Source organism: Arthrobacter sp. H-02-3 (assembly GCF_003097355.1).
GTDB lineage: Bacteria > Actinomycetota > Actinomycetes > Actinomycetales > Micrococcaceae > Arthrobacter > Arthrobacter humicola.
Window position 1 is genome coordinate 26,005 of sequence record NZ_PYUI01000026.1, and the last position, 23,797, is coordinate 49,801.

Genomic DNA, 23,797 nt, shown 5'->3' on the forward strand with positions numbered 1-23,797 from the left:
GTTCCCCGGACCTCAAAAAGGCCCAAGTTGATTGTAATGCGGTTAAAACACCGGTGGAGCGGACCTAATGGCCCGCCCCACCGATTTAGAACTTGTTGTTACTCTGCAGCTGCAGCAGCCACGATGTTCACAACGCGACGACCACGGCGGGTGCCGAACTCGACAGCACCGGGGGTCAGGGCGAACAAGGTGTCGTCCCCGCCGCGGCCGACGCCGGCGCCCGGGTGGAAGTGGGTTCCACGCTGGCGGACGATGATTTCGCCTGCGGAAACCACCTGGCCACCGAAGCGCTTCACGCCGAGGTACTGGGCGTTGGAGTCACGACCGTTGCGAGTGGAACTCGCGCCTTTTTTATGTGCCATTTGAAATGCCTGCCTTCAAAAATTCTGGGGAATCTGCTGGAACCTGAACAGTAACGAAGAGTTACTTGATACCGGTGATCTTGACCTTGGTCAATTCCTGACGGTGGCCCTGGCGCTTCTTGTAACCGGTCTTGTTCTTGAACTTCTGGATGACGATCTTCGGACCACGAAGGTTTTCGAGGATCTCAGCCGTAACCGTTACCTTGGCCAGGTCCGCAGCAGCAGACGTGACCTTGTCACCGTCCACCAGGAGCAGTGCGGGCAACTCAAAGGTGCTGCCGGCTCCACCGGGGACGCGGTTCAGGGTAACGAAGTCTCCAACGGAAACCTTCTCTTGGCGGCCGCCTGCGCGGACAATCGCGTACACCACTGGGGAACTCACTTCTCTCGACGTTTATTACTAGATTTGCGTGCGGAACCTGGGGCCAAATTGTTTGGACCGGCTCACGCTGTGCCTCAACGCCGGTGGATTCCCCGGGGGAACCCATGAGCTACCCCCGGAACAAATCCACGAGGAATTCCAAGTGGATAGTTCTCAGGGTCATAACCCAAGTGTTGGCGTAAGCACCGAAGATCTAGAATACGCTAATTTTGCCTTCGGCCGCAAATGAGGCTGGTTCCGGCGGGTAGTCCGTGATAGGCGCCACTACGTTTTTACGCAGTGTTGCCGCAACGACTTCCGGAACCGTGCCCCACCATCCTAGCGGGTGTGCGGGGCGGGTTGGGTCAGGCGTGCAGTCTCGGCGCGTCGAAGAAGTGCACTTCGTAGCGTGAGGACTGCCGGAAGGCCGAGGCCATGGCCTCCCGCTCGCCGGCGGAGGCCTGCCGGGCCGCCGCGTCAGTGTACGCAATCGCCTGCCGGGTCGCGGCGGCAAAGTCCTCATCGGCGTACGTCCGCAGCCAGTCGGCGTAAGGGTGCGCCGCGGGGGCGCCGCCGGCCAGGAATTCCCGGTGCAGGGTGGCCCCGACTTCGGCGTAGAGCCAGAAGCACGGTAGGGCTGCCGCCACGAGCACGCCGTAGCTGCCCGAGACGGAGGCGGCCAGCAGGTGGTCCACGTAGGACTTCGTGACCGGGCCCAGGCCGGCCGCCGCGGGGCGGGTGCTGAGCCAGGAGCGGTGGAGCTCGGACTCGACCTCAAGGCAGGTCTGCGCCGAGCGGGCCCAGAACAGTTGTTCGGCCTCGGTGGGGGCGAGGGCGGCGGCGCGGGCCAGGACCCGGGAATAGCCGTTGAGGTAAATGGCGTCCTGGGCCAGGTAGTAGGCGAACTCGTGCTCGGGCAGAGTGCCGTCGGCGAGTCCGCGGATGAAGTCCAGGGCATAGATGGCGTCGAGATCGGCCGCGGCGCCATCGCGCAGGGCCGCGGCGAACTCGCCCTCCGCGGGGGTCTCCGCCGTCCCCTGGCTGTGCTGGCTGTGCTGAGAGCTCGTGCGGTCCTGCACGTGATGGAAGTGATGGACCGGGCCGTTGCCGGTGCCGACGTCCAGGGCCGAGGCTTCGCGGAGCGCACCCAGCAGCCACGGCTTGACCTCCCGCAGTGCGGCTTCCCAGTTCCCCACCCGCGCCTGCACCGTGGCCATGGCCGAGGACAGGGAGCAGCCGGTGCCGTGGCTGTTGCGGGTGGCGATCCGCTCCCCCGGCACCACCACGGTCTCCTGCCCCAGCAGCCCTACGGTGTTGACCAGCGCATCCGGGCAGCCGTCCCCGGCACTATCCCCGGCACCATCCCCGCCGGGGAGGTGTCCGCCCTTGACCAGGACGGTGGTGCCGGTCAGGGCGGCCAGGCGCTTGCCCTGCGCCAGGGCTTCCGCCCAGTTTGCCGCGACGGGTTCCTTAAGCAGGATGGCCAGCTCGGCAAGATTCGGCGTGATGAGGTCCGCCAGGGGCAGGAGGGCCTCCAGTGCGGCCTCGGCGGATTCCTTCAGGAGCCGGTCGCCGCTGGTGGCCACCATTACCGGGTCCAGGACCACGACGGCGGGTCGCACCTTTTCCAGCCAGGTGCGGACGGCGTCGATCACCGCGGCGTCACCCAGCATGCCGATTTTCACGGCGTCGATGCCGATGTCGTCGCTGATGGCGTCCAGCTGCGCCGTGAGGAACTCTGCCGGAGGAACGTGGACGGCGCGCACGCCCTGGGTGTTTTGCGCTGTCAGGGCCGTGATGGCGGCCATGCCGTAGCCGCCGTTCGCCGCGATGCTCTTCAAGTCCGCTTGGATCCCTGCGCCGCCGGACGGGTCCGAACCGGCGATGGCCAGCACCCGGGGAATGCGCAGCGGCGCAGACGGCGCGGAGGGCAGAAAATTGGGAGGCAGAAAAGTGTGGGGCAGAAATTCAGACGGATTCACTGTTGCGGACAAGTCAGACATCCCTTCGCCGGTGCTAACCGGACAGGTTCAACGGGTCTGGATCTCAGCCGGCCCGATGCGCGGCACCCCGTGTCAGTGGTCAAGCCTAGCCGCTGTCCCGGCGCTGGCCTGTTAACGGAGAAGCGGGCCCGGGCCGGAGCGGACGTATTGTTACGCCCGCTCCGGCCCGAACCCGCAATCCACACAACAGCCCGACCGGTGGCGGAAGGGATCAGCCGTGGAGAACTACAGCTCCGATGCCGGCACGCCGACCCCGAGGATGATCGGCTCGTTGCCGGCCGGGATGGCCGGCCTGGCCGCGGCGGGAGCCTTGGCCTCGTGAACCGAGCCGGCCGCGGCCGGCCGTGTTGCCTCGCGGTGCTCCACGGAGGTCTCGTTGGCTGCACCCTGGGCGCGGCTGGCGCTCCGGTTGCGGCGCCCGCGGCGGCCGCGCGTCGTCGTGGTCTCCGTTGTCCGTGAAGCCGGCGCCTCGACGCGCGCCGGCTCGGGTGCGGCCGTGGCCTGAGTCTCGTGCTGGGCCTGGGCGGCCGCCTGCTTGCCGGCCTGGGCCTCAGCTTCGCCCAGGTTGGCGAAGGCCTCGGTCAGCAGGTCCAGGGTCAGGGACGGCTCCGGTGTGCCCTCGGCGTGCTCGACGAACGGCAGGGCCACCTGCTCACCGCCGAACGTCAGCACAGCCGCGGGACGGCCGGCTGCCTCTTCCGTGGCGGCGAGCTTCGTGACGGCGTCGACGGCGGCCTGGCGGGCCCCGGCGTCGCTGGCTGCAGCCGCTTCCCCGTCGTGCAGGTGCGCGGCGTGGGCCGCGGCGGCGATGTTCGCCAGCGCGGCACGGGTGGCTTCAGCCTTGGCATGGCGCTCGGCCTCGGTGGGCTCGGCGTGGACGGCGGCCGGTGCGGACGGAGCGGACTCCTGGCCCCGGCCGCGGCGGCGGCTCTTGCGTTCGGTGCGGGCGGCAGGCTGGGCCTCGGCGCGCGGGACGTAGTGCTCGGCAGCGACCGTGTTGGCCCGGCGGTGCTCGACGGGTTCGTCGTGGGTGACGATGCCGCGGCCCGCGCAGGCTTCACACTGTTCGCCGAAGACTTCCAGCAGCCCGGTGCCCATCCGCTTACGCGTCATCTGCACGAGGCCCAGCGAGGTCACCTCCGCCACCTGGTGCTTGGTGCGGTCCCGGCCCAGGCACTCCACCATGCGGCGCAGCACGAGGTCTCGGTTGGATTCGAGCACCATGTCGATGAAGTCGATCACGATGATGCCGCCGATGTCGCGCAGCCGCAGCTGCCGGACGACTTCCTCGGCCGCTTCCAGGTTGTTCTTGGTGACGGTTTCTTCGAGGTTGCCGCCGGAGCCGGTGAACTTGCCGGTGTTGACGTCCACCACGGTCATGGCCTCGGTGCGGTCAATCACGAGGGACCCGCCGGAGGGCAGGAAGACCTTCCGGTCCAGGGCCTTGTGGATCTGCTCGTCGATGCGCCAGGCAGCGAAGATGTCCGTGTCCTTGGTCCACTTCTCGAGCCGGCCAACGAGGTCCGGTGCCACGTAGGTCACATAGGCCTCGATGGTGTCCCAGGCTTCCTCGCCGGAGACGATCAGCTTGGAGAAGTCCTCGTTGAAGACGTCGCGGACCACCTTGATGGTGAGGTCGGGTTCGCCGTAGAGCAGCTCGGGGGCGAGGATCTTCGTAGAGGTCGACTGGCTCTCGATGCCTTCCCATTGCGCGCGGAGCCGGTTGATGTCGTGCGTCAGCTCTTCCTCGGACGCCCCTTCGGCCGCAGTGCGGACAATGACGCCCGCGTCCTCGGGCAGGCGGTCCTTGAGGATCCGCTTGAGGCGGTTGCGTTCGACGTCGGGCAGCTTGCGGGAGATGCCGGTCATGGAACCGCCGGGCACGTAGACCAGGTAGCGTCCGGGCAGCGAGATCTGGCTGGTGAGCCGGGCGCCCTTGTGGCCGACCGGGTCCTTAGTGACCTGGACCAGGACGGAGTCGCCGGACTTGAGCGCGTTTTCGATCCGGCGCTGCTTGCCTTCGAGGTTCACTGCATCCCAGTTCACTTCGCCGGCGTACAGGACGGCGTTGCGGCCGCGTCCGATGTCCACGAAGGCAGCTTCCATGGAGGGCAGCACGTTCTGGACCTTGCCCAGGTAGACGTTGCCGATCAGGGAGTCCTGCTGGGTCTTGGAAACGAAGTGCTCGGCCAGGACACCGTCTTCGAGGACGGCGATCTGGATTCTGTCGTCGCGCTGGCGGACGATCATCTGCCGGTCCACGGATTCACGGCGGGCCAGGAACTCGGCTTCGGTGATCACGGTGCGGCGGCGGCCGGTGTCGCGGGATTCGCGGCGGCGCTGCTTCTTGGCCTCGAGGCGGGTGGAACCCTTGACCGAGGTGACGCGGTTGTTGACCGGGGCTTCGCTGATGGCCCGCGGCGCGCGCACGCGGGTCACGGTGTTGGGCGGATCGTCGTCTCCCCCGCCGGTCAGTTCCAGGTCCTGGTCACCGCGGCGGCGGCGGCGCCGGCGGCGCGAGGTCACGCCGTCCTCGAGCGTCCCCTCCTGGCCCTCCTCGCCCTCTTCCTCGGTGCCTTCAACGTCGATCTCGGACTCGGCGGAGGTGCGGGTGCGTCCGCGGCGGCCGCGGCTACGGCGGCGACGGCGGCTGCCGGCGTCCTCGTCCTCGTCGCCTTCTTCTTCCTCGGGCTCCGCTGCTGCGGCCGCCGGGGCCGGTCGCACCACGGTGCTGAGGTCCGGGGCCTGGAAGATCACGGAGGTGAGGGCACCCGGTTCCAGGAAGAGCGATGCGGCAGGGCTTTCCGCCGGCTGCTCGTCTGCCGTGACGGGCTGTGCAGCCTGTGCCTGTGTTTCGGCGGGTGCGGCGGCCGCTTCTTCGGTTGCTTCTTCGGTTTCTTCTTCCGCCGCAGCTACTGCGGGGACCTCGTCGACCTTCGGAGCGGCCTTGGCGCGGCTGGCGCGGCGCCGGACCGGCTTTTCCGCAACTGCGGACTCTGTTGATTGTGCTGCTTCGGCGGGAGCTTCCGCGGCGGCGGCGTTGGCTTCGGGTTCGTCGGCGAAGGCCGGCAGGGGCTCCGGTGCGGCAACCGGCTTGCGGGCACGGGTGCGCCGTGCGGGGGCTTTTGCCGTGGGTTCGGGGGCTGCGGCCCGTTCGGCGGCGGCGAGCGGCTCATCCGAGGCGGTTGCTGCGGCCAGGGCCGCGGCTTCGGCCACAGCTTCGGCGGCCGCCGCGGGGTCGACCTTCGCGACGGGTGCCTTGCGGCGGGTCCGGACGGCCCTCTTCGGCGCTACCGGAGCCTCTGCTTCCGCATTTACGGCTGTTTCTTGCGTTTCCTCGGCAACAACTAGTTCTTCGTTACCGGCTACAACCTGATCATTATCCATATGTGGCGACACTCCTGCCCCTGATGCGCCGCCACATTCGGCGCCCGTTGGGGCAAATATGCGTCAACACCCGCAGGCATTGACAGAAGTCAATTGGATACCCTCAGGTTCGCACCGGCAGTGGGGTGCGGCAGCCCTGGAGGGCCGGCGAGATTGTTTTGGAACCCGTTGACCTACACGCCACAACCAGGTGCCGTCCAATGGCATTGCGGGACAGCTGGAATCAGAGGATCCGCAGCTCCCTGCTCATCATTGGCGGTCTTGAAACAAAATCGCCGGACCGGAATCCGGATGTGGATCGGGTTCCAGCCACGATCATTGTCTCACAAGAGCCGTCAAAGCTGGCGTAGGCAAGGCCGGAAGGGCCCCGGCTGCGGGCCGCGACGGGACAGACAGGGGCGTTTCCCGGCGCCGTCCAGCCCGCGGCGTTACAATCGGGGCCAGAAGCACCCGATCAAAAGGACTCATATTCCATGCCCAGCATCTCCAGCACTGCCGGTGACGCGACCGCGCACCAACCGGGCTCCGGACCGGCCCCCGCGGACCGGCCCCTTCCCACCATGACCCGCGACCGGCCGTTCGCCTGGCTCCTGCTGATCACCGGCGTGATCGGCTGGCTCGCATCCGGCGCCCTGGTGCTGGAGAAGCTCGAGGTCCTGAAGAACCCCAACCACGTCACGATCTGCGACGTGAACCCATGGATCTCCTGCGGCCAGGTCATGCAGACGCCGCAGAGTTCCGTGTTCGGCTTCCCGAACATGTTCATCGGAATCGTCGCGTTCGCGGTGATCATCACCACAGCCATGGGCATCCTGGCTGGTGCCAGGTTCGCCCGCTGGTACTGGCTGGGGCTTCAGACCGGCGTGAGCCTGGGCTTCGTGTTCGTGGTCTGGCTCTGGTCCCAGGCCCTGTACTCCATCCACATCCTCTGCCCGTTCTGCATGATCGTCTGGGCCATAATGATCCCGATGTTCGTCTGGGTGACCATCCGGAACATCTCCCACGGCGTGATCGCCCTGCCCGCCGGCCCCACCAGGGTCCTGGGCGAGGCCGGCTGGATCATCACGGCGCTGCTCTACGTCGCCGTCATCGCCACGATCTTCTTCGCCTTCATCCAGGTTTTCATCGGGACCTCCGGGTATTAGGAACCGCGCCCCGGGAAAACGAGCTGACAGAAAAGGCCAATGTTCTTCGCGAACATTGGCCTTTTCTGTTACCCCGGTGCGGAGTAAACCCGGAAATGAGGGCTAGAACCAGATCTTGATCTCGCGCTCGGCGGACTCCACCGAATCCGAACCGTGGACCAGGTTCTGCTGCACGGCCAGGCCCCAGTCGCGGCCGAAGTCGCCGCGGATGGTGCCGGGCGCCGCCGTCGTCGGGTCCGTGGTGCCGGCGAGGGAACGGAAGCCCTCGATCACGCGGTGTCCCTCGAAGATCGCGGCGACAACGGGGCCGCTGAGCATGAACTCAACCAGCGGCTCGTAGAACGGCTTGCCGACGTGTTCCTCGTAGTGCTGCTCCAGCAGCTCCCGGCTCGCATCGACTTTCTTGAGCTCGGCCAGGGTGTAGCCCTTGGCTTCGATCCGGCTCAGGATGGCGCCGGACAGGTTGCGGGCGACGCCGTCGGGCTTGATCAGGACGAGGGTGCGCTCAATGCTCACAGCTGCTCCAATGTGTTGGGGTGGGGTTCGGGTCAAGTCTACGTGGTTCGGGCTACGCGTTCCGGGCGTCGGCGCCAGGCGTTTGTTCCGGTCCGCTGCCCGCGGGATGGGCCGCTTCCCATTCAGCCTGTTCGCGTTCCCGCTGGGCCGCCTCCCGGTCAATCCGGATGCCGGTGCGGATGCCGTACCACCAGGACACGGCGAAGAGGGCGCCGACGAGGTACATGGCAGGCTCCACGAGGCCCCCCAGGATGAGCACCAGCTGCAGGATCCAGCCCAGGGCCACTCCCCACGGTTTCGAGAGGACCGCGCAGGTCAGGACGAACACGAGGCACAGCCCGATCCCCACCGAGAAGACCAGAGCCGGCGGGAACTCGTTCCGGTGGAGCCCAAAGACGGCCAGCGTCCCGAACAGCACCACAAACGCTTCCAGCAGCAGGACCGCGGAGGCGAACATGACCTTGGTGGAACGCCGCTTTTTGGGCATGCCCGGGCGCCATTCGCGCTGGGCTTTGGTGAGTTTGGCCATCGCTTAAGCGTCCGCCTTTCCGAGCAGGATCCGGGCATCGGCAACAAGCGTGATGGACCCGGTGACCAGGACGCCGCCGGCGAGTTCGTCGTCGGCTTCGGCGCGTTCCACGGCCCATTCCAGGGCGTCGTCGAGCTTCGCGGCGACATGGATGTTGTCCTCGCCAAAGCCCAGATCCATCGCGATCTCGGCAAGGTCCTCGGCCGGGACGGCCCGGGGCGAGTTGGACTCGGTGAAGCAGTATTCGGTGGCGAGCCCGCCCAGGGATTCCTTGAGCTGGCGGAGGATCTCCTCGGCATCCTTTTCCCGCAGGACGCCGACCACCACCACGAGCTTGGTGAAGTTGAAGGCCTCGTGGATGGCCTCGGCGGAGACCCGGATGCCTTCCGGGTTGTGAGCCGCGTCCACGATGATGGTCGGCGCGGTGCGGACCACCTCGAGCCGGCCCGGGGAGGTGACGGAGGCGAAGGCCTCCTGCAGGATCTCGGCGTCGATCGCCTTTTCCGCGCCGAAGAACGCTTCCAGCGCGGCGATCGCGACGGCGGCGTTCTCGGCCTGGTGTGCGCCGTGCAGCGGCACCAGCAGGTCCTCATAACGGCCGGCGATGCCCTGGATGGTGACCATCTGGCCGCCGACCGCGACAGTGCGGGATTCGACGCCGAACTCCACGCCCTCGAAGCGGAACGGCACGTTGACTTCCTTGGCCTTTTCCAGCAGGACCTGGGCCGCGTCGACCGGCTGCGCCGCGCTGATGAGGAAGCCGCCGGGCTTGATGATGCCGGCTTTCTCGTAGGCGATGTCCCCGGTGGTGTCGCCGAGCAGCTCCGTGTGGTCCAGGGAGATCGGGGTGACCACGGACACCTGGCCGTCGCCGACGTTCGTGGCGTCGGTGATGCCGCCCAGACCCACCTCGATCACGGCGACGTTGACCGGCTGGTCCGCGAAGACCGCGAAGCCCAGGATGGTCAGGCACTCGAAGTACGTCAGCCGGGGCTGGCCCTCGGCCTCGAGTTCGCTGTCCACGATCTGCAGGTAGGGGCGGATCTCGTCCCAGATCCGGACGAAGGTCTCATCCGGCACCGGGGCGCCGTCGATGCTGATCCGTTCTGTGACCTTGGACAGGTGCGGGCTCGTGTAGCGGCCGGTGCTCAGGCCGTGGGCCCGCAGGCCGGCTTCGATCATCCGGGCCGTGGAGGTCTTGCCGTTGGTGCCCGTGACGTGGATGATCGGGAAGGCCTTGTTCGGCTCCCCCAGGATCTCCATGGCACGGTACAACGGGGCGAGCCGCGGCTCCATCTTGTTTTCCGGCGCCCGGCCCAGGAGCTCGGCGTACACGCTTTCTACGGAGAATTCGTCGGTCATGGCTTAGGCCCCTACTTCTGCAGCGGTCTTGGCAACACTGACCTGCGGTTCTTTGACGTCGGCCGGGACGGTGTCCAGCCGGACCGTCAGGGTTTCGGTGGTGACGAGGGCCGCGTTGGCCAGGAGGGCATCGATGATGTCCTGCTTGGCGGTGACGGTGGTGTGGATGCGGTCGCTGACGTTGAGCCCGGCGTCCTTGCGGGCCTGCTGGATGGCGCGGACCATGTCGCGGGCCGCACCTTCGGCTTCCAGTTCGGGGGTGACTTCGGTGTTGAGGACCACGAAACCTCCGCCGGGCAGCACGGCCGCTGCGCGGGATCCCTCGCCTTCGGCGGCCTCGGCCACGACGGTTTCCAGGGTGTATTCCTGCGGCTCGAGCTCGAGCCCGCCGGCGGTGACCACACCTTCGTCGCTGACCGACCAGTCGCCGGACTTGGAGCCCTTGATGGCCTGCTGGACGTTCTTGCCCAGGCGCGGGCCCGCGGCGCGGGCGTTCACCACGAGCTTCTGCTCGATGCCGAACTCCTCCGGGGAGGCGTTCTCGGCATCGAGCAAGCGGACCGAGCGCAGGTTCAGTTCATCGGCGACGACGGCGGCGAAGCCTTCCAGCGCGTCCGCGCCGGGTGCCACGACGGTAAGTTCCTGCAGCGGCAGCCGCACGCGGAGGTTCGCGGCCTTGCGCAGCGAGGAGCCGGTGGAGCAGATCTGCTGGACACGGTCCATCGCCTCGACGAGGTCGGCGTCGGCCGGGAACAGGTCGGCGTCCGGCCAGTCGGCCAGGTGCACGGAGCGGCCGCCGGTGAGGCCGCGCCAGATTTCCTCGGTGACCAGCGGCAGGAGCGAGGCCGCGACCCGGCAGACCGTTTCCAGCGCCGTGTAGAGCGCGTCGAAGGCGTCGACGTTCTCGTCGAAGAAGCGCTGGCGGCTGCGGCGGACGTACCAGTTGGTGAGCATGTCCAGGTAGCCGCGCAGTTCGTCGCAGGCGCCGGAGATGTCGTAGTTGTCCAGCTGGGCGGTCATGTTCCGGACGAGGTCCCCGGTGTTGGCCATCAGGTACTGGTCCAGGGTGTCGGCGTAGCCGTCGTAGCGGAGCTTCGCGTCGTAGCCTGAGCCGCCGGCAGAGGCGTTCGTGTACAGCGTGAAGAAGCTGTACACGTTCCACAGCGGCAGGATGACCTGGCGGACGCCGTCGCGGATGCCCTGCTCGGTGACCACAAGGTTGCCGCCGCGCAGGATCGGGCTGGACATCAGGAACCAGCGCATGGCGTCGGAGCCGTCGCGGTCCAGGACCTCGGAGACGTCCGGGTAGTTGCGCAGGCTCTTGGACATCTTCTGCCCGTCGGAACCCAGGACGATGCCGTGGCTGATGACGTTGCGGAAGGCCGGCCGGTCGAACAGCGCGGTCGAGAGGATGTGGAGCATGTAAAACCAGCCGCGGGTCTGGCCGATGTACTCGACGATGAAGTCCGCCGGATTGTGGGTGTCGAACCATTCCTCGTTCTGGAACGGGTAGTGGACCTGGCCGTAGGGCATAGAGCCGGAGTCGAACCAGACGTCCAGGACGTCCTCGACACGGCGCATGACGGACTGGCCTTCCTCCGGGGTGCGGGGGTCGTCCGGGTTCGGGCGCGTGAGGTCGTCGATGAACGGCCGGTGCAGGTCCACCTGGCCGTCATTGTTCAGCGGCAGGCGGCCGAAGTCGGCCTCGATCTCTGCGAGCGAGCCGTAGACGTCGGTGCGCGGGTAGTCCGGGTCGGTGGACTGCCACACCGGGATGGGGCTGCCCCAGTAGCGGTTGCGGCTGATGGACCAGTCGCGGGCGTTGGCGAGCCACTTGCCGAACTGGCCGTCCTTGACGTTGCCCGGGATCCAGTTGATCTCCTGGTTGAGCTCGGACATGCGGTCCTTGAACTTGGTGACCTCGACGTACCAGGAGGACACGGCGCGGTAGATCAGCGGGTTGCGGCAGCGCCAGCAGTGCGGGTAGCTGTGCTCGTAGCTGGCCTGGCGGACCAGGCGGCCCTGGGCGCGGAGCACCTGGGTGATGGGCTTGTTGGCCTCGAACACCTGCAGCCCGGCGATTTCGGCGAGGTCGCCGTGGCCGAAGAGCGGCAGGAACTTGGCGCCCTCGTCGACCGACAGGACGACGGGGATGCCGGCCTCTTCGCAGACCTTCTGGTCGTCTTCACCATAGGCGGGAGCCTGGTGGACGATGCCGGTGCCGTCGGTGGTGGTGACGTAGTCGGCCACGAGGAAGCGCCAGGCGTTCTCGGTGCCGTACTTCTCGGCATCGTGGAAGTAGTCCCAGAGCGGCGCGTACGTCAGCCCTTCGAGCTCGGCGCCGGTGTGGCGGGAGGTGACGGCGGCCTCGGCGGCAGCCACGCCCTCGGCGCCGTCGCCGTAGCCGAGGTCCTTGGCGTAGGCGCCCAGGAGGTCCGCGGCGAGCAGGAAGCTGCCCGTCACGGGGGCTTCGGCCGCGGCGGCCTTGATCCCGTGCGGGCCGGCCGGCAGCACCACATAGCTGATGGCGGGCCCGACGGCGAGCGCCAGGTTGGTGGGCAGCGTCCAGGGGGTGGTGGTCCAGGCGAGCGCCTGCACGCCGGCGAGCTGCCTGGACAGCTCCGACTCCCCTGCCGTGATGGGGAAGGTGACCGTGACGGTCTGGTCCTGGCGGTTCTTGTAGACGTCGTCGTCCATGCGCAGTTCATGGTTGGACAGGGGCGTCTCGTCCTTCCAGCAGTACGGCAGCACGCGGTAGCCGTTGTAGGTCAGGCCCTTCTCATGCAGCTGCTTGAAGGCCCAGAGCACGGACTCCATGTATTCGACGTTGAGCGTCTTGTAGTCGTTCTCGAAGTCCACCCAGCGCGCCTGGCGGGTGACGTAGCTCTTCCACTCGTCGGCGTACTTCATGACGGAGGCACGGCAGGCGTCGTTGAACTTGTCGATGCCCATGGCCTCGATCTGGGTCTTGTCCGTCATGCCCAGCTGCTTCATCGCTTCCAGCTCGGCGGGCAGGCCGTGCGTGTCCCAGCCGAAGCGGCGTTCCACGCGGCGGCCGCGCTGGGTCTGGTAGCGGCCTACGAGGTCCTTGGCGTAGCCAGTCAGGAGGTGGCCGTAGTGCGGCAGGCCGTTGGCGAAGGGCGGGCCGTCGTAGAAGACGAATTCATTGCTGCCGTCTTGCCCGGCGTCGCGCTGGTCGATGCTGGCCTGGAAAGTGCCGTCCCGGTCCCAGTACTTGAGGATGCGCTCTTCGATCTCCGGGAACTTCACAGAGGCGGACACGCCTGCGGCGTTGGAAGCTGAGGTGGTGGAACCGGCGGGTGCGGCTGAGGCCTTGGGGTAATGGGTCATCTCGACATCCTGGGTTGAGCGGCGAACACATGTATTCATTCAGGATGCGAGGACGGCTCCTGCACTGTCTTTCGACAACACCGGCACCGCGGTACCACCTCACTTACCGCCACCGGGCCCGCACCCTTTCGGGAAAGGGGCTGCGCCGGCGTCGGCCGCTCATTACTGCTGTGACGGGCTTACCCGTCCGGTTCTACTGGCCCTGCACGCGCTGCCGCGACTACGTCGCCACCGCACGCGGGGGTGTTCTTCCGGAAGCTCACCGGTGATGGCCGGGTCAAAGCTGCTACGTCGATGTTACTGCAAATCATGGCCCCAAATGGAGCGACCGGCCATGACCGGCAGTGACACCGCCCGGCAAACGTGCCCTCAGGGGCGACGCGAACGGCCGGACTGCTTAGACTCTTGCCATGACCGACCCCCGGCCGCCTCGGGCCGACCCGTGATGAGCCGCCGCGCGAGCCGCCGCTGGCAAGTGTCCTCGGCCCTGTGCGCCGCGCCCGTCGCCGTGGTGTCCCTTTTTCGGGCGGTCCCGGCGCCGTGGCCGTCCCCGGTGGTGCAGCTCGTGGCCTTCACGCCCTGGTTCGCGCTTCCGGCCGGGGCAGCCTTCCTGCTGGCGCTGCCGGCACGGCGCCCCTGGGCCGTGCTCCCGGCCGGCGCCCTGCTGGCCCTTCAGCTTCTGTGGCTGTTCCCGCCGGACCGGGTGGCGGACCGGCTCCTGGCTGCGCAGGCTGATCCACTGCAAGGCGGGCAGCAGGGCGCAGAGCACGAAGCGGGCACGGGACAGCCGCCCGCCACCGAACTGAAGGTCATGACATTCAATGCGTGGAAGGGCCAGGCGGACGCCGCGGAGGTGGTGCGGCTGGTGCGTGAGAACGGCGTCGAGCTGCTTGCCGTCCAGGAACTCTCGCCCGCCCTGGAAAGACGGCTGGATGCCGAGGGGCTGGGCACGCTGCTTCCGCACCGGATCAGCCGGGCGGTCGAGGGCGCGGGAGGAGGCGGCGTGTACTCCTCCCGCCCGATCGCTCCGTTGGACTCCGTGGACGGTTCCGCTTTCCATATGCCCACCGTGCGGGTGGACCTTGGCCCGGCTCCGGCCGGGGACCCCAACGGACGGCCGGTCTCCCTCGACGTGACCAATGTGCACACCAAGGCTCCGGTGTGGGGCCGGGCCGGGCAGTGGCGGAGCGAACTCGCGGCTCTGGGGCGCGTCGCGGTCCGTCCGGGCAACGTGCTGCTGCTCGGCGACTTCAATGCCACCCTGGACCACGCCGAGTTCCGCCGGATGCTGGCGGGCGGCGAAAGCGGGGCCGGCCCCGGCGGCCCCCTCGTCGACGCCGGGGCCGCGGCCCTGGCCCGTCTGATTCCGACCTGGCCGCAGGCCGGACCGCCCCTGCCGGGCGTGGTGATCGACCACGTCGTGACCAGCCCGCAGGTGCGCAGTTACGGCTATTCCGTGCTGCCCGTGGCCGGCTCGGACCATGCAGCAGTACTGGCCACACTGAGAGTCCCCGCCGGCGGCTGACCGCAGCACCGCCGGTGCCCGGGCCGGACTGCCCGGGCAGCGCAGGCGCCCCGCAGCCCGGTGTCCTTCTCAGGCCTTGCGGATCACCTTGAAGTTGGAGGCCTGGGCTACCGGGCGGATCACGATCTCGTCCAGGTTGACGTGGTGCGGGACGGAGACGGCGTAGCGGACCACGTCCGCAACGTCTTCGGCGGAGAGAGGCTTCTCGACCCCGGCGTAGACCTTGGCGGCCGCGTCCTGGTCGCCGAGGCGGTTCAGTGCGAACTCTTCGGTGTAGACCATGCCGGGGGCCACCTCGATCACGCGAACGTTGTGCTCGGCCTCTTCGAGCCGCAGGGCGCCGGTCAGGGCGTGCTGGGCGAACTTGGCCGCGTTGTAGCCGCCGCCGCCCTCGTATGCCGCGTATCCGGCGGTCGAGGTCAGGTTCAGCACGGTGCCTTCGCCGCAGGCCCGCAGCATGGGCAGGAACGCACGGATCAGCTTCATACTGCCCAGCACGTTGACCTGGTACATCCATTCCCAGTCCCCGGTCTTGGCCTCGGCGACTTTGTCGGCGCCGCGGGCCCCGCCCGCGATGTTGACCAGGGTGTCGATGCCGCCGGCCCGGGTCACCTCGTCGAGGAGCCGGGCGACGTCGGCGTCGTCGGTCACGTCGGCCGGAAGCGCGACGGCGCCGGTCTCGGCAGCGAGCGCTTCGAGCCGGTCCGCGCGGCGGGCGACCGCGTACACGGTCCAGCCTTCCTTGCGGAGCGCCCGCACGGTGGCTTCGCCGATCCCGGTGCTGGCGCCGGTGACCACGGCTGCCTTGGCCGCTGCTGCCGGGGCTACTTTTGCGTTGTTGTCGATTCCCTCAGTCATGGCACCACCCTAACGGCAATGCCGGGCTCAGTTCCCGCTGTGGCCGCCGTGCTGCAGGAACTCCTTGAGCACCCGGGCGTGGTTGGTCTCCGGGTCCCGCGCCCCGAACAGGAGCGTCACTTTCCCGTGTTCCGCCGCCAGGGCGTACAGCGTCTGCACGGCCGGGTTGGTTTCGAGCTCGGCCTCGTAGGCCGCCCGGAACGCCGCAAACCGTTCCTGCATATGCCCGAATTCCGTGCGCAGCGGCGGGGAGGGCGCCACGTCCTTGAGCCAGAGGTCCAACCGGGCCCGTTCCTTGCTGACGCCCCGCGGCCAGAGCCGGTCCACCAAAACCCGGCATCCGTCGTCGTCCGCGGGGGCGTCATAGACGCGCTTGATCACGAAGTTTCCGGCACCGCTTTCCGGAGAATTGTCCATTTGCGCATGCTACTGCAGGTCGGCGCTGCGGGCCGTGGAAGAATTGACCCATGGCTGAAGACAATCAGGGTACAGACACGCCCACCACCACCCCCATCAACGTTCCGGACAAGCCCGCCCTGGAGGGGCTGGAAGGCGCCCTCACCCGGCGCTGGCTTGACGAAGGGACCTACAAGTTCAACCCGGACACCACCCGGGAGCAGGTCTACTCGATCGACACTCCCCCGCCAACGGCGTCGGGTTCCCTCCACGTAGGACACATGTTCTCCTACACGCAGACCGACGTCCTGGCCCGCTACCAGCGCATGACCGGCAAGAATGTCTTCTACCCCATGGGCTGGGACGACAACGGCCTGCCCACCGAGCGCCGCGTGCAGAACTATTACGGCGTGCGCTGCGATCCGGCGATCTCCTACGACGCCGGCTACCGTCCCCCGGCCGAGCCCGCCAAGAACCAGCGAGACTTCGACGTCATCTCCCGCAGGAACTTCATCGAGCTGTGCGAAGAGCTCGCGGTCGAGGACGAGAAGGTCTTCGAGCACCTGTTCCAGACCCTCGGCCTGTCCGTGGACTGGAACTTGACCTACCGGACCATCGATGACAAGTCCCGCGCGATCTCCCAGCGTGCCTTCCTGGCCAACCTGACGGCCGGCGACGCGTACATGGCCGAGGCGCCCACCCTGTGGGATGTCACCTTCCGCACCGCGGTGGCCCAGGCCGAGCTTGAGGACCGCGAAGTCGCGGGCGCCTACTACCGCTACCCGTTCTTCACCGCCGAGGGCGAGAAGATCTTCATCGAGACCACCCGACCCGAGCTGCTGGCCGCGTGTGCCGCGCTGGTGGCGAATCCCGACGACGAGCGGTACCAGCCGCTGTTCGGCAAGAAGGTCACCTCTCCCCTGTTCGGCGTCGAGGTGGAGGTCAAGGCCCACGCGCTCGCGAAGGCGGACAAGGGCTCGGGCATCGCCATGGTCTGCACCTTCGGCGACCTCACCGACGTCACGTGGTGGCGGGAACTGCAGCTGCCCACCCGCGCGATCGTGGGCCGCGACGGCCGTATCATCGGCGAGACCCCGGAGTGGATCACCACCGAGGAAGGCCGCGCCAACTTCGCGGCAATCGCCGGCAAGACCGTCTTCAGCGCCAAGGAGGGCGTGGTGGAACTCCTGGCCGCTGCGGAACTGCTCGACGGCGAGCCCAAGAAGATCATGCACCCGGTGAACTTCTTCGAGAAGGGCGACAAGCCCCTCGAGGTCGTGACGTCCCGCCAGTGGTACATCCGCAACGGCGGCCGTGACGAGGACCGGCGCGAACGGCTGATCGGCCGAGGCAACGAAATCGAGTTCCACCCGTCCTTCATGCGCTCCCGCTACGAGAACTGGATCTCGGGGCTCAACGGCGACTGGCTCGTGTCCCGCCAGCGCTTCTTCGGTGTCCCGGTACCGGTCTGGTACCCGCTGGACGCCGACGGCAACCCCGACTACGACGCCCCGATCCTGCCCGCGGACGCGCAGCTGCCGGTGGATCCGGCCGCCGACGCCGCGCCCGGTTACGAGGAAGCCCAGCGCGACGTGCCGGGCGGCTTCACGGGCGACGCGGACGTCCTGGACACCTGGGCCACGTCCTCGCTGACCCCCCAGATTGTGGGCGGCTGGAGCACTGACGAGGCACTCTTCGCCAAGGTCTACCCGTTCGATGTGCGCCCGCAGGGTCACGACATCATCCGGACCTGGCTGTTCTCCTCCGCCGTGCGCGCCGACGCGCTGCAGAACACGGCGCCGTGGAAGCACGCAGCCATCTCCGGCTGGATCCTGGATCCGGACCGCAAGAAGATGTCTAAGTCCAAGGGCAACGTAATTGTTCCCACGGACGTGCTGGACGAATACGGCTCCGACGCTGTGCGCTATTGGGCCGCGTCCGCCCGGCTCGGTGCGGACACGGCGTACGAGATCGCCCAGATGAAGATCGGCCGCCGCCTGGCCATTAAGCTCCTCAACGCCTCCAAATTCGTCCTGAATCTGGGCGCCACGGAAGACTCGGTGGTTTCCGGCGACCTGTCCGTGCTGAGCAACCCCCTGGACCGCGCCGTCCTGGCCCAGCTCGCCGACGTCGTCCAGCAGGCCACGAAGGCGTTCGAGGGCTACGACTACGCCCGGGCCTTGCAGATCACGGAGAGCTTCTTCTGGAACTTCACCGACGACTACGTCGAGCTCATCAAGGACCGTGCCTACGGTGCCGCCGGCGAGGAGCAGCAGGCGTCGGTGCTGGCCGCCCTCGCGACGAGCCTGGACACCCTCCTGCGGCTCTTCGCCCCGTTCCTGCCGTTCGCCACGGAGGAAGTCTGGAGCTGGTGGCGCACCGGTTCCGTGCACCGCGCCCAGTGGCCGTCCGCAGTCGAGATCGACGGCGACACGAACCTCCTGGGGACGGTCGGCACCGCGCTCAGCGGCATCCGCAAGGCCAAGTCCGAGGCCAAGGTCAAGCAGCGCACCGAGGTGCTCTCTGCCGCCATCACGGCACCGGAGTCGATCATCACCCAGCTGAAGGCAGGCCTGGCCGACCTCAAGGCCGCGGCCAATGCGCGTGACATCTCGCTCGTGGCCGGCGACGGCGAGTTGGCCGTCAGCGGAGTCGTGCTGGCAGCTCCCGAGGAGCCCGCCCAGGCGTAGCGGCAGCGGCGTAGTCCAGCCAACCAGGACGAGGGCCCTCCGCCCGGCTCAGGCCGGGCGGAGGGCCCTCGCTGCGTTTGTCCTGGTTTGGCTTTCCTCAGACCTCGAAGGAGGTCTCGAAGTGGGTCAGGACCGGCGGGGCGGCCAGGAGTTCTCCCAGCCCGCTCGCGCCGTCGCCCGCGCGCCAGGTGCGATAGGCGGCGTCGTGTTCCAGCGACGCCCACTGTTCGACCACGAGAAAATGCGCCGGATCGTTGCTGTCCACGAGCACGTCGACGCCGAGGCAGCCGTCAAAGGCCCGTGTGTCAGTCAGAATTTCGCGGAGTACCGCCGGTGCTGTGGGCACGGCTTCCGGTTTAAGTTTCAAGTCAAGGTGGGCAGTGACGGGCATGGCGCTCCAATGTTCGCAGGTGGGCACAGGACACAACCGGGCCGGATGCCCGGAGATGACGGCACGGGGACCGCTGCCCCTACCTTGGAGGCAACAGCCAGGGCGCCGGGCATGTTCCCTCTGCCTCGTTTCTTCGGCGCTGGACCAAAGTCTTCTTCCGCGGCCAAACGCCCGAACGCCGGCTATACCGACCCCCTGCGAGAGGTCACCCGGTGCGGGTGAGGCGCCGCCCCTCCCCGGGGGCACAGAATGAAGCTGCGGCGGTCCGTCGGATCGCATACTACCCAAGGAGAAACGGAGGTCATACGCATGGCTGACACATTCGATGAACTGGGGCCGGTGGACTGGCTCGTCGTGGAGTTCCCGGGTCCCAACTTCGGCAATGGCCAGATCGCCCCGTTCCTGGAGGACCTGGTCCAGCGCGACCTCATCAGGGTGCTCGACATGGTGTTCCTGAGGAAGGCCGAGGACGGCACGCTCGAGACGGCGGAGATCTCCGACCTCGACCCGAGCGAGCTCGGCGAGGTGCGGACGGCCGAGGCCGACCTGGCCATGGTGCTCTCTGAGCAGGACGTCATGGACCTGGCCGAGACGATCGCGCCCGGCCACTCCGCCGCGGTGCTCGTCTGGGAGAACCAGTGGGCCGCCCCGTTCGGCACGGCCGTCCGCAAGGCCGGCGGCCAACTGGTGGCCAGCGGCCGGGTCCCGACCCAAGCCGTCATCGCCGCCTTCCAGGCCGACGCCGACGCCGAGTCCTCCGAAGAAACGAAAGAAGGAGCCTGACATGCCACTGGCAGCACGACGCAGGCGCAGGACCGCCGCCGCCGTCGGCGGGGCCATTGTGGTCGCCCACGGGATTAACCGTCGCGGTGACCGACGTGAGGACCGCCGTGATGACCGCGGCGACCGCCGGGAGGACCGCCGCGACCGCCGCGACTGACACCCGCAGGTGCGCATGACCCGTCCGGGGTCATGCGCACCGTACACGACACTCAAATTTTTTGGGCCCTATTTCTGGGCAGCCCCTGTTTTTGGGCAGCCCTTATTTTTGGCCAGCCCCTATTTTTGGGCAAAGGGGAAGCCCCATCAGCGTTAGCCGTTGGTGGGGCTTCGACTTTTCGATTGTCACGTGACGTCTTAGACAATCTGGCGGGATCCTTAGATTTCCAGGTCTTCCTACCTCGTCACTGGTAGCCATCATCTGACTTTGCCGAAGGCTGCGTCGGATAAGTGTCACTGGATCTTTGGTTCCTGCGTCCCTCTTCTTTCGAAGTGGGTAAGTTCTATTGTTCTCCTCGACCCCGCCATGCACAAGAGGCCGGTAAGAATTACATAGCAGTAATTCTTGCCGGCCTCCGGAGGCTTGCCGTGGCGGCGGAGGGCTCAGTCGAAGACGGGGCTTTCGGTCCGGCTTCGCTTGATTTCGAAGAAGTACGGGAAGGATGCCAGGGTGACGGTGGCGTCCCAGAGGCGTCCGGCCTCTTCGCCGCGCGGGATGCGGGTCAGGACGGGGCCGAAGAACGCGGTGCCGTTGAAAGCTACTACCGGCGTGCCGACGTCCTGGCCCACCAGCGAGATGCCGGCCTCGTGGCTGGCGCGCAGCTGCGCATCGAATTCCTCCGACTGGCCCGCCGCGGCGAGTTCGGCCGGCAGTCCGGCCTCGGCCAGGGACTTGGCGATGACCTCGTCGATGTCTTTGATGCCTTCGTTGTGGATCTTCGTGCCCATGGCGTCGTAGAGGGGCTTGATGTACTCGGCACCGTGCTCCTCGGCGGCGGCCGTGATGACGCGGACGGGGGCCCACGCCTTCGTCAGGAACTCCTTGTACTGCTCGGGCAGTTCCTCGCGGCCCTGGTTCAGCACGGCGAGGCTCATCACATGCCACTCGGTCTTGATGTCGCGGACGTCTTCCACTTCGCCGATCCAGCGCGACGTGACCCAGGCGAAGGGGCACATCGGGTCGAACCAGAAATCGGCCTTATTGGGAGCGGTTTCAGACACAGGCGGTCTCCTCAGGAAAGTCTTCGGGGCATGGCGCACTCAGGGCGCACCATTGATGTGCAGCGATGAACTAAGCGGATTTATTCCGGCGCTTGGCCACGACGTCGTGGGCGATCATGGTGGGCTGCGACTTCTTGGCCACCACATCGGCCGTGATTACGACGCTGGCGATGTCGTCGCGGCTGGGGAGGTCGAACATGACCGGAAGCAGCACTTCCTCCATGATGGCCCGGAGCCCGCGGGCCCCCGTGCCGCGTTCCAGCGCCTGGTCCGCGATCAGGTTCAGGGCCTCTTCGTCGAAGATCAGCTCCACCCCGTCGAGCTGGAACATCTTCTGGTACTGCTTGACGAGCGCATTCTTCGGAGTCGACAGGATCTGGATGAGCGCTGCACGGTCCAGGTTCGACACCGTCGTGATGACGGGCAGCCGGCCGATGAATTCGGGGATCAGGCCGAACTTGAGCAGATCCTCGGGCATGACCTCGCCGTAGGAATCCGTGGTGTTCTTGACCTCGTTCAGCGGGGCGCCGAAGCCGATGCCCTTGCGTCCGGAGCGTGAGCCGATGATGTCCTCGAGCCCCGCGAAAGCACCTGCCACGATGAACAGCACGTTGGTGGTGTCGATCTGGATGAACTCCTGGTGCGGGTGCTTGCGTCCGCCCTGCGGCGGGACCGAGGCGACGGTGCCCTCGAGAATCTTCAGGAGCGCCTGCTGCACGCCCTCGCCCGAGACATCCCGGGTGATGGACGGGTTTTCGCTCTTGCGCGAGATCTTGTCGATCTCATCGATGTAGATGATGCCCTGCTCGGCCTTCTTGACGTCATAGTCGGCGGCCTGAATGAGCTTGAGGAGGATGTTCTCGACGTCCTCGCCGACATAGCCGGCCTCGGTCAGGGCCGTGGCGTCGGCCACCGCGAACGGGACGTTCAGGCGGCGGGCCAGGGTCTGGGCCAGGTACGTCTTGCCGCAGCCGGTGGGGCCGATCAGGAGAATGTTGGACTTGGCGATCTCGACGTCGTCGTGGTGCACGCCGTCGGCAAGGCTGCCGCTCTTGGGCGCATGGCCGGCCTGGATCCGCTTGTAGTGGTTGTACACCGCGACGGCGAGGGAACGCTTGGCTGGTTCCTGCCCAATCACGTATTCCTGCAGGAAATCAAAGATCTCGCGGGGCTTGGGCAGTTCGAAACTGCCCAGGTCAGCTACTTCCGCGAGTTCTTCTTCGATGATCTCGTTGCAGAGTTCGATGCACTCGTCGCAGATGTAGACGCCGGGCCCGGCAATGAGCTTGCGAACCTGCTTCTGGCTCTTTCCGCAGAAAGAACACTTCAGCAGATCAGTGCTCTCGCCAATCCGAGCCATGTGTGAACCCCTTTAGTAGCTTGCTGCTGGCTGTGACATGTTCCACTCTAGGTCACTTTGGGCCTGTTGGGTGGAATGCGGACGCCGGTGCGGCCATGTGAAGGTGCCGCACCGGCGTCGCGTTGTGCTGATTAGCGCGTGATGGCCTGGGGCTTGATCTTGCGGGAATCCAGCACCTGGTCAATGAGGCCGTACTGCATGGCCTCTGCGGCGGTGAGGATCTTGTCCCGCTCGATGTCGTTGTTGACCTGTTCCGGCGTCCGGCCGGAGTGCTTGGCCAGCGTGTCCTCGAGCCAGGATCGCATGCGCATGACCTCGGCGGCCTGGATCTCCAGGTCTGAGGCCTGCCCGCCCTGCCCGCCGGAGAGCGACGGCTGGTGGATCAGGACCCGGGCGTTCGGCAGCGCGAGGCGCTTGCCCGGCGTGCCGGCGGCGAGGAGAACGGCGGCGGCACTGGCTGCCTGGCCCAGGCAGACGGTCTGGATCTCGGGCCGGATGTACGTCATCGTGTCATAGATCGCGGTCATGGCGGTGAAGGAACCGCCCGGGGAGTTGATGTAGAGCGTGATGTCGCGGTCCGGGTCAGTGGACTCGAGGACCAGGAGCTGGGCCATCACGTCATCCGCCGAGGCGTCGTCGACCTGGACGCCCAGGAAGATAATGCGGTCCTCGAACAGCTTGGTGTACGGGTCCTGGCGCTTGAAGCCGTAAGGGGTGCGCTCTTCGAACTGCGGCAGCACGTAGCGGCTGCCCGGCAGGTTACCGGCAGTCGAACCGAAGTTGTAGTTCATGTTCATAGCTCCTGAATTCATTGCTGTCTACGTGCCGGTCAGTTCTCGGTGGCTGTCGCAGCGCCGCCGCCGTTGCCGGAGCCATTGGCGTTGGTTCCGCCGCCGCCAGCCACGGAACCTGCGTGCGCGGCGATCTTGTCGAAGAAGCCGTATTCCAGGGCTTCCGGGGCCGTGAACCACTTGTCGCGGTCGTTGTCCTTGAGGATGGTGTCCACGGTCTGGCCGGTCTGGTCTGCGGTCAGCTCGGCCATGACCTTCTTCATGTGCAGGATCAGCTCAGCCTGGATCTTGATGTCCGACGCCGTGCCGCCGATGCCGCCGGAGGGCTGGTGCATGAGGATTCGGGCGTTGGGGGTCGCATAGCGCTTGCCCTTCGTGCCGGAGGAGAGCAGGAACTGGCCCATGGATGCGGCCAGGCCGGTGGCCACGGTGACAACATCGTTCGGGATGAACTGCATGGTGTCATAGATGGCCATGCCGGCGGTGACGGAGCCGCCGGGAGAGTTGATGTAGAGGTAGATGTCCTTTTCAGGGTTCTCCGCCGAGAGCAGCAGGAGCTGCGAGCAGATCGCGTTGGCGTTCTCGTCGCGGACCTCGGAGCCGAGCCAGATGATGCGCTCTTTCAGCAGGCGGTTGTAAATGTAGTTATCCTGGGCTGCCGGATCGACCGTGGCCATCCGGGGTGCCCCTGCGTGCTGTGACATATGTACTTACCTCTCGCTGGCGACGGTGACGTCACTGAACGACATCACTGAACTTTCCTACATGG

General features: G+C 67.0%; 20 protein-coding genes and 1 riboswitch. Of the genes, 5 read left to right on the top strand and 15 right to left on the bottom strand.

What is annotated here, in order from left to right:
• Window positions 1–98 precede the first annotated feature (98 nt).
• The 4 genes from rpmA to C9424_RS19090 form a co-directional block, all read right to left on the bottom strand.
• Window positions 99–362 (bottom strand): 50S ribosomal protein L27, encoded by a 264-nt coding sequence (rpmA, locus tag C9424_RS19075; protein WP_009372867.1) that lies wholly within the window; start codon window positions 360–362, stop codon window positions 99–101.
• 61 nt (window positions 363–423) lie between these two features.
• On the bottom strand, window positions 424–732 hold the full coding sequence (gene rplU / locus C9424_RS19080) for a 50S ribosomal protein L21 (RefSeq protein WP_116768429.1): 309 nt from the start codon (window positions 730–732) through the stop codon (window positions 424–426).
• A 356-nt stretch (window positions 733–1,088) separates the two neighbouring features.
• A complete protein-coding gene (locus C9424_RS19085; protein ID WP_161958256.1) occupies window positions 1,089–2,726 on the bottom strand; it encodes a bifunctional hydroxymethylpyrimidine kinase/phosphomethylpyrimidine kinase in 1,638 nt (545 codons plus the stop codon).
• Window positions 2,709–2,806: riboswitch (TPP riboswitch) on the bottom strand. It overlaps the preceding gene by 18 nt.
• A 145-nt stretch (window positions 2,807–2,951) precedes the next feature.
• Window positions 2,952–6,113 carry an Rne/Rng family ribonuclease gene (locus tag C9424_RS19090; RefSeq protein WP_116768430.1) on the bottom strand — a complete coding sequence of 1,054 codons (3,162 nt, stop codon included), beginning with the start codon at window positions 6,111–6,113 and terminating at the stop codon, window positions 2,952–2,954.
• A 473-nt stretch (window positions 6,114–6,586) separates the two neighbouring features.
• On the opposite strand from C9424_RS19090, the gene C9424_RS19095 reads away from it, so the two are divergent.
• On the top strand, window positions 6,587–7,258 hold the full coding sequence (locus tag C9424_RS19095) for a vitamin K epoxide reductase family protein (RefSeq protein ID WP_116768431.1): 672 nt from the start codon (window positions 6,587–6,589) through the stop codon (window positions 7,256–7,258).
• A gap of 102 nt (window positions 7,259–7,360) precedes the next feature.
• Here the strand turns inward: C9424_RS19095 and ndk are convergent, their stop codons facing one another.
• The 4 genes from ndk to ileS are packed head-to-tail and all read right to left on the bottom strand — an operon-like array spanning window position 7,361 to window position 13,016.
• Window positions 7,361–7,774, bottom strand: a complete 414-nt coding sequence (gene ndk, locus C9424_RS19100; protein WP_091253679.1) for a nucleoside-diphosphate kinase — start codon at window positions 7,772–7,774, stop codon at window positions 7,361–7,363.
• A 52-nt stretch (window positions 7,775–7,826) separates the two neighbouring features.
• A complete protein-coding gene (locus C9424_RS19105; RefSeq protein WP_116768432.1) occupies window positions 7,827–8,303 on the bottom strand; it encodes a DUF4233 domain-containing protein in 477 nt (158 codons plus the stop codon).
• Window positions 8,304–8,306: 3 nt separating this feature from the next.
• Entirely contained in the window at window positions 8,307–9,665 is a 1,359-nt protein-coding gene (locus C9424_RS19110; RefSeq protein WP_091253686.1) for a bifunctional folylpolyglutamate synthase/dihydrofolate synthase, read from the bottom strand.
• 3 nt (window positions 9,666–9,668) lie between these two features.
• Complete coding sequence (gene ileS, locus C9424_RS19115) at window positions 9,669–13,016, bottom strand: isoleucine--tRNA ligase (RefSeq protein ID WP_116768433.1); 3,348 nt, start codon at window positions 13,014–13,016, stop codon at window positions 9,669–9,671.
• A 445-nt stretch (window positions 13,017–13,461) separates the two neighbouring features.
• Between ileS and C9424_RS19120 the strand changes: the two genes are divergently transcribed.
• A complete protein-coding gene (locus C9424_RS19120; protein ID WP_237563566.1) occupies window positions 13,462–14,541 on the top strand; it encodes an endonuclease/exonuclease/phosphatase family protein in 1,080 nt (359 codons plus the stop codon).
• Window positions 14,542–14,610: 69 nt separating this feature from the next.
• Here the strand turns inward: C9424_RS19120 and C9424_RS19125 are convergent, their stop codons facing one another.
• Both C9424_RS19125 and C9424_RS19130 read right to left on the bottom strand, forming a co-directional pair.
• Window positions 14,611–15,399 carry an SDR family oxidoreductase gene (locus tag C9424_RS19125; protein ID WP_116768435.1) on the bottom strand — a complete coding sequence of 263 codons (789 nt, stop codon included), beginning with the start codon at window positions 15,397–15,399 and terminating at the stop codon, window positions 14,611–14,613.
• A gap of 27 nt (window positions 15,400–15,426) precedes the next feature.
• Complete coding sequence (locus tag C9424_RS19130; RefSeq protein WP_116768436.1) at window positions 15,427–15,816, bottom strand: DUF488 domain-containing protein; 390 nt, start codon at window positions 15,814–15,816, stop codon at window positions 15,427–15,429.
• 50 nt (window positions 15,817–15,866) lie between these two features.
• Between C9424_RS19130 and valS the strand changes: the two genes are divergently transcribed.
• Complete coding sequence (valS, locus tag C9424_RS19135; protein ID WP_116768437.1) at window positions 15,867–18,485, top strand: valine--tRNA ligase; 2,619 nt, start codon at window positions 15,867–15,869, stop codon at window positions 18,483–18,485.
• 97 nt (window positions 18,486–18,582) lie between these two features.
• On the opposite strand, the gene C9424_RS19140 is transcribed toward valS, so the two are convergent.
• Window positions 18,583–18,876 carry a putative quinol monooxygenase gene (locus C9424_RS19140; protein ID WP_116768438.1) on the bottom strand — a complete coding sequence of 98 codons (294 nt, stop codon included), beginning with the start codon at window positions 18,874–18,876 and terminating at the stop codon, window positions 18,583–18,585.
• A gap of 309 nt (window positions 18,877–19,185) precedes the next feature.
• Between C9424_RS19140 and C9424_RS19145 the strand changes: the two genes are divergently transcribed.
• A complete protein-coding gene (locus tag C9424_RS19145) occupies window positions 19,186–19,659 on the top strand; it encodes a DUF6325 family protein (RefSeq protein WP_116768439.1) in 474 nt (157 codons plus the stop codon).
• Window position 19,660: 1 nt separating this feature from the next.
• The gene (locus C9424_RS21510) at window positions 19,661–19,816 is read left to right on the top strand and encodes a hypothetical protein (RefSeq protein ID WP_156135027.1); all 156 of its coding nucleotides are present in this window, start codon (window positions 19,661–19,663) and stop codon (window positions 19,814–19,816) included.
• A 443-nt stretch (window positions 19,817–20,259) separates the two neighbouring features.
• Here the strand turns inward: C9424_RS21510 and C9424_RS19150 are convergent, their stop codons facing one another.
• The 4 genes from C9424_RS19150 to C9424_RS19165 all read right to left on the bottom strand — a co-directional run bounded on the left by C9424_RS19150 (window position 20,260) and on the right by C9424_RS19165 (window position 23,705).
• On the bottom strand, window positions 20,260–20,877 hold the full coding sequence (locus tag C9424_RS19150; RefSeq protein ID WP_116768440.1) for a mycothiol-dependent nitroreductase Rv2466c family protein: 618 nt from the start codon (window positions 20,875–20,877) through the stop codon (window positions 20,260–20,262).
• Between the two features lie 70 nt (window positions 20,878–20,947).
• Window positions 20,948–22,237, bottom strand: coding sequence for an ATP-dependent Clp protease ATP-binding subunit ClpX (gene clpX / locus C9424_RS19155; RefSeq protein WP_091253704.1), 1,290 nt, complete (start codon window positions 22,235–22,237; stop codon window positions 20,948–20,950).
• 131 nt (window positions 22,238–22,368) lie between these two features.
• Window positions 22,369–23,028, bottom strand: a complete 660-nt coding sequence (locus C9424_RS19160) for an ATP-dependent Clp protease proteolytic subunit (protein WP_116768458.1) — start codon at window positions 23,026–23,028, stop codon at window positions 22,369–22,371.
• Window positions 23,029–23,066: 38 nt separating this feature from the next.
• Window positions 23,067–23,705, bottom strand: coding sequence for an ATP-dependent Clp protease proteolytic subunit (locus C9424_RS19165; protein WP_116768441.1), 639 nt, complete (start codon window positions 23,703–23,705; stop codon window positions 23,067–23,069).
• Window positions 23,706–23,797 lie beyond the last annotated feature (92 nt).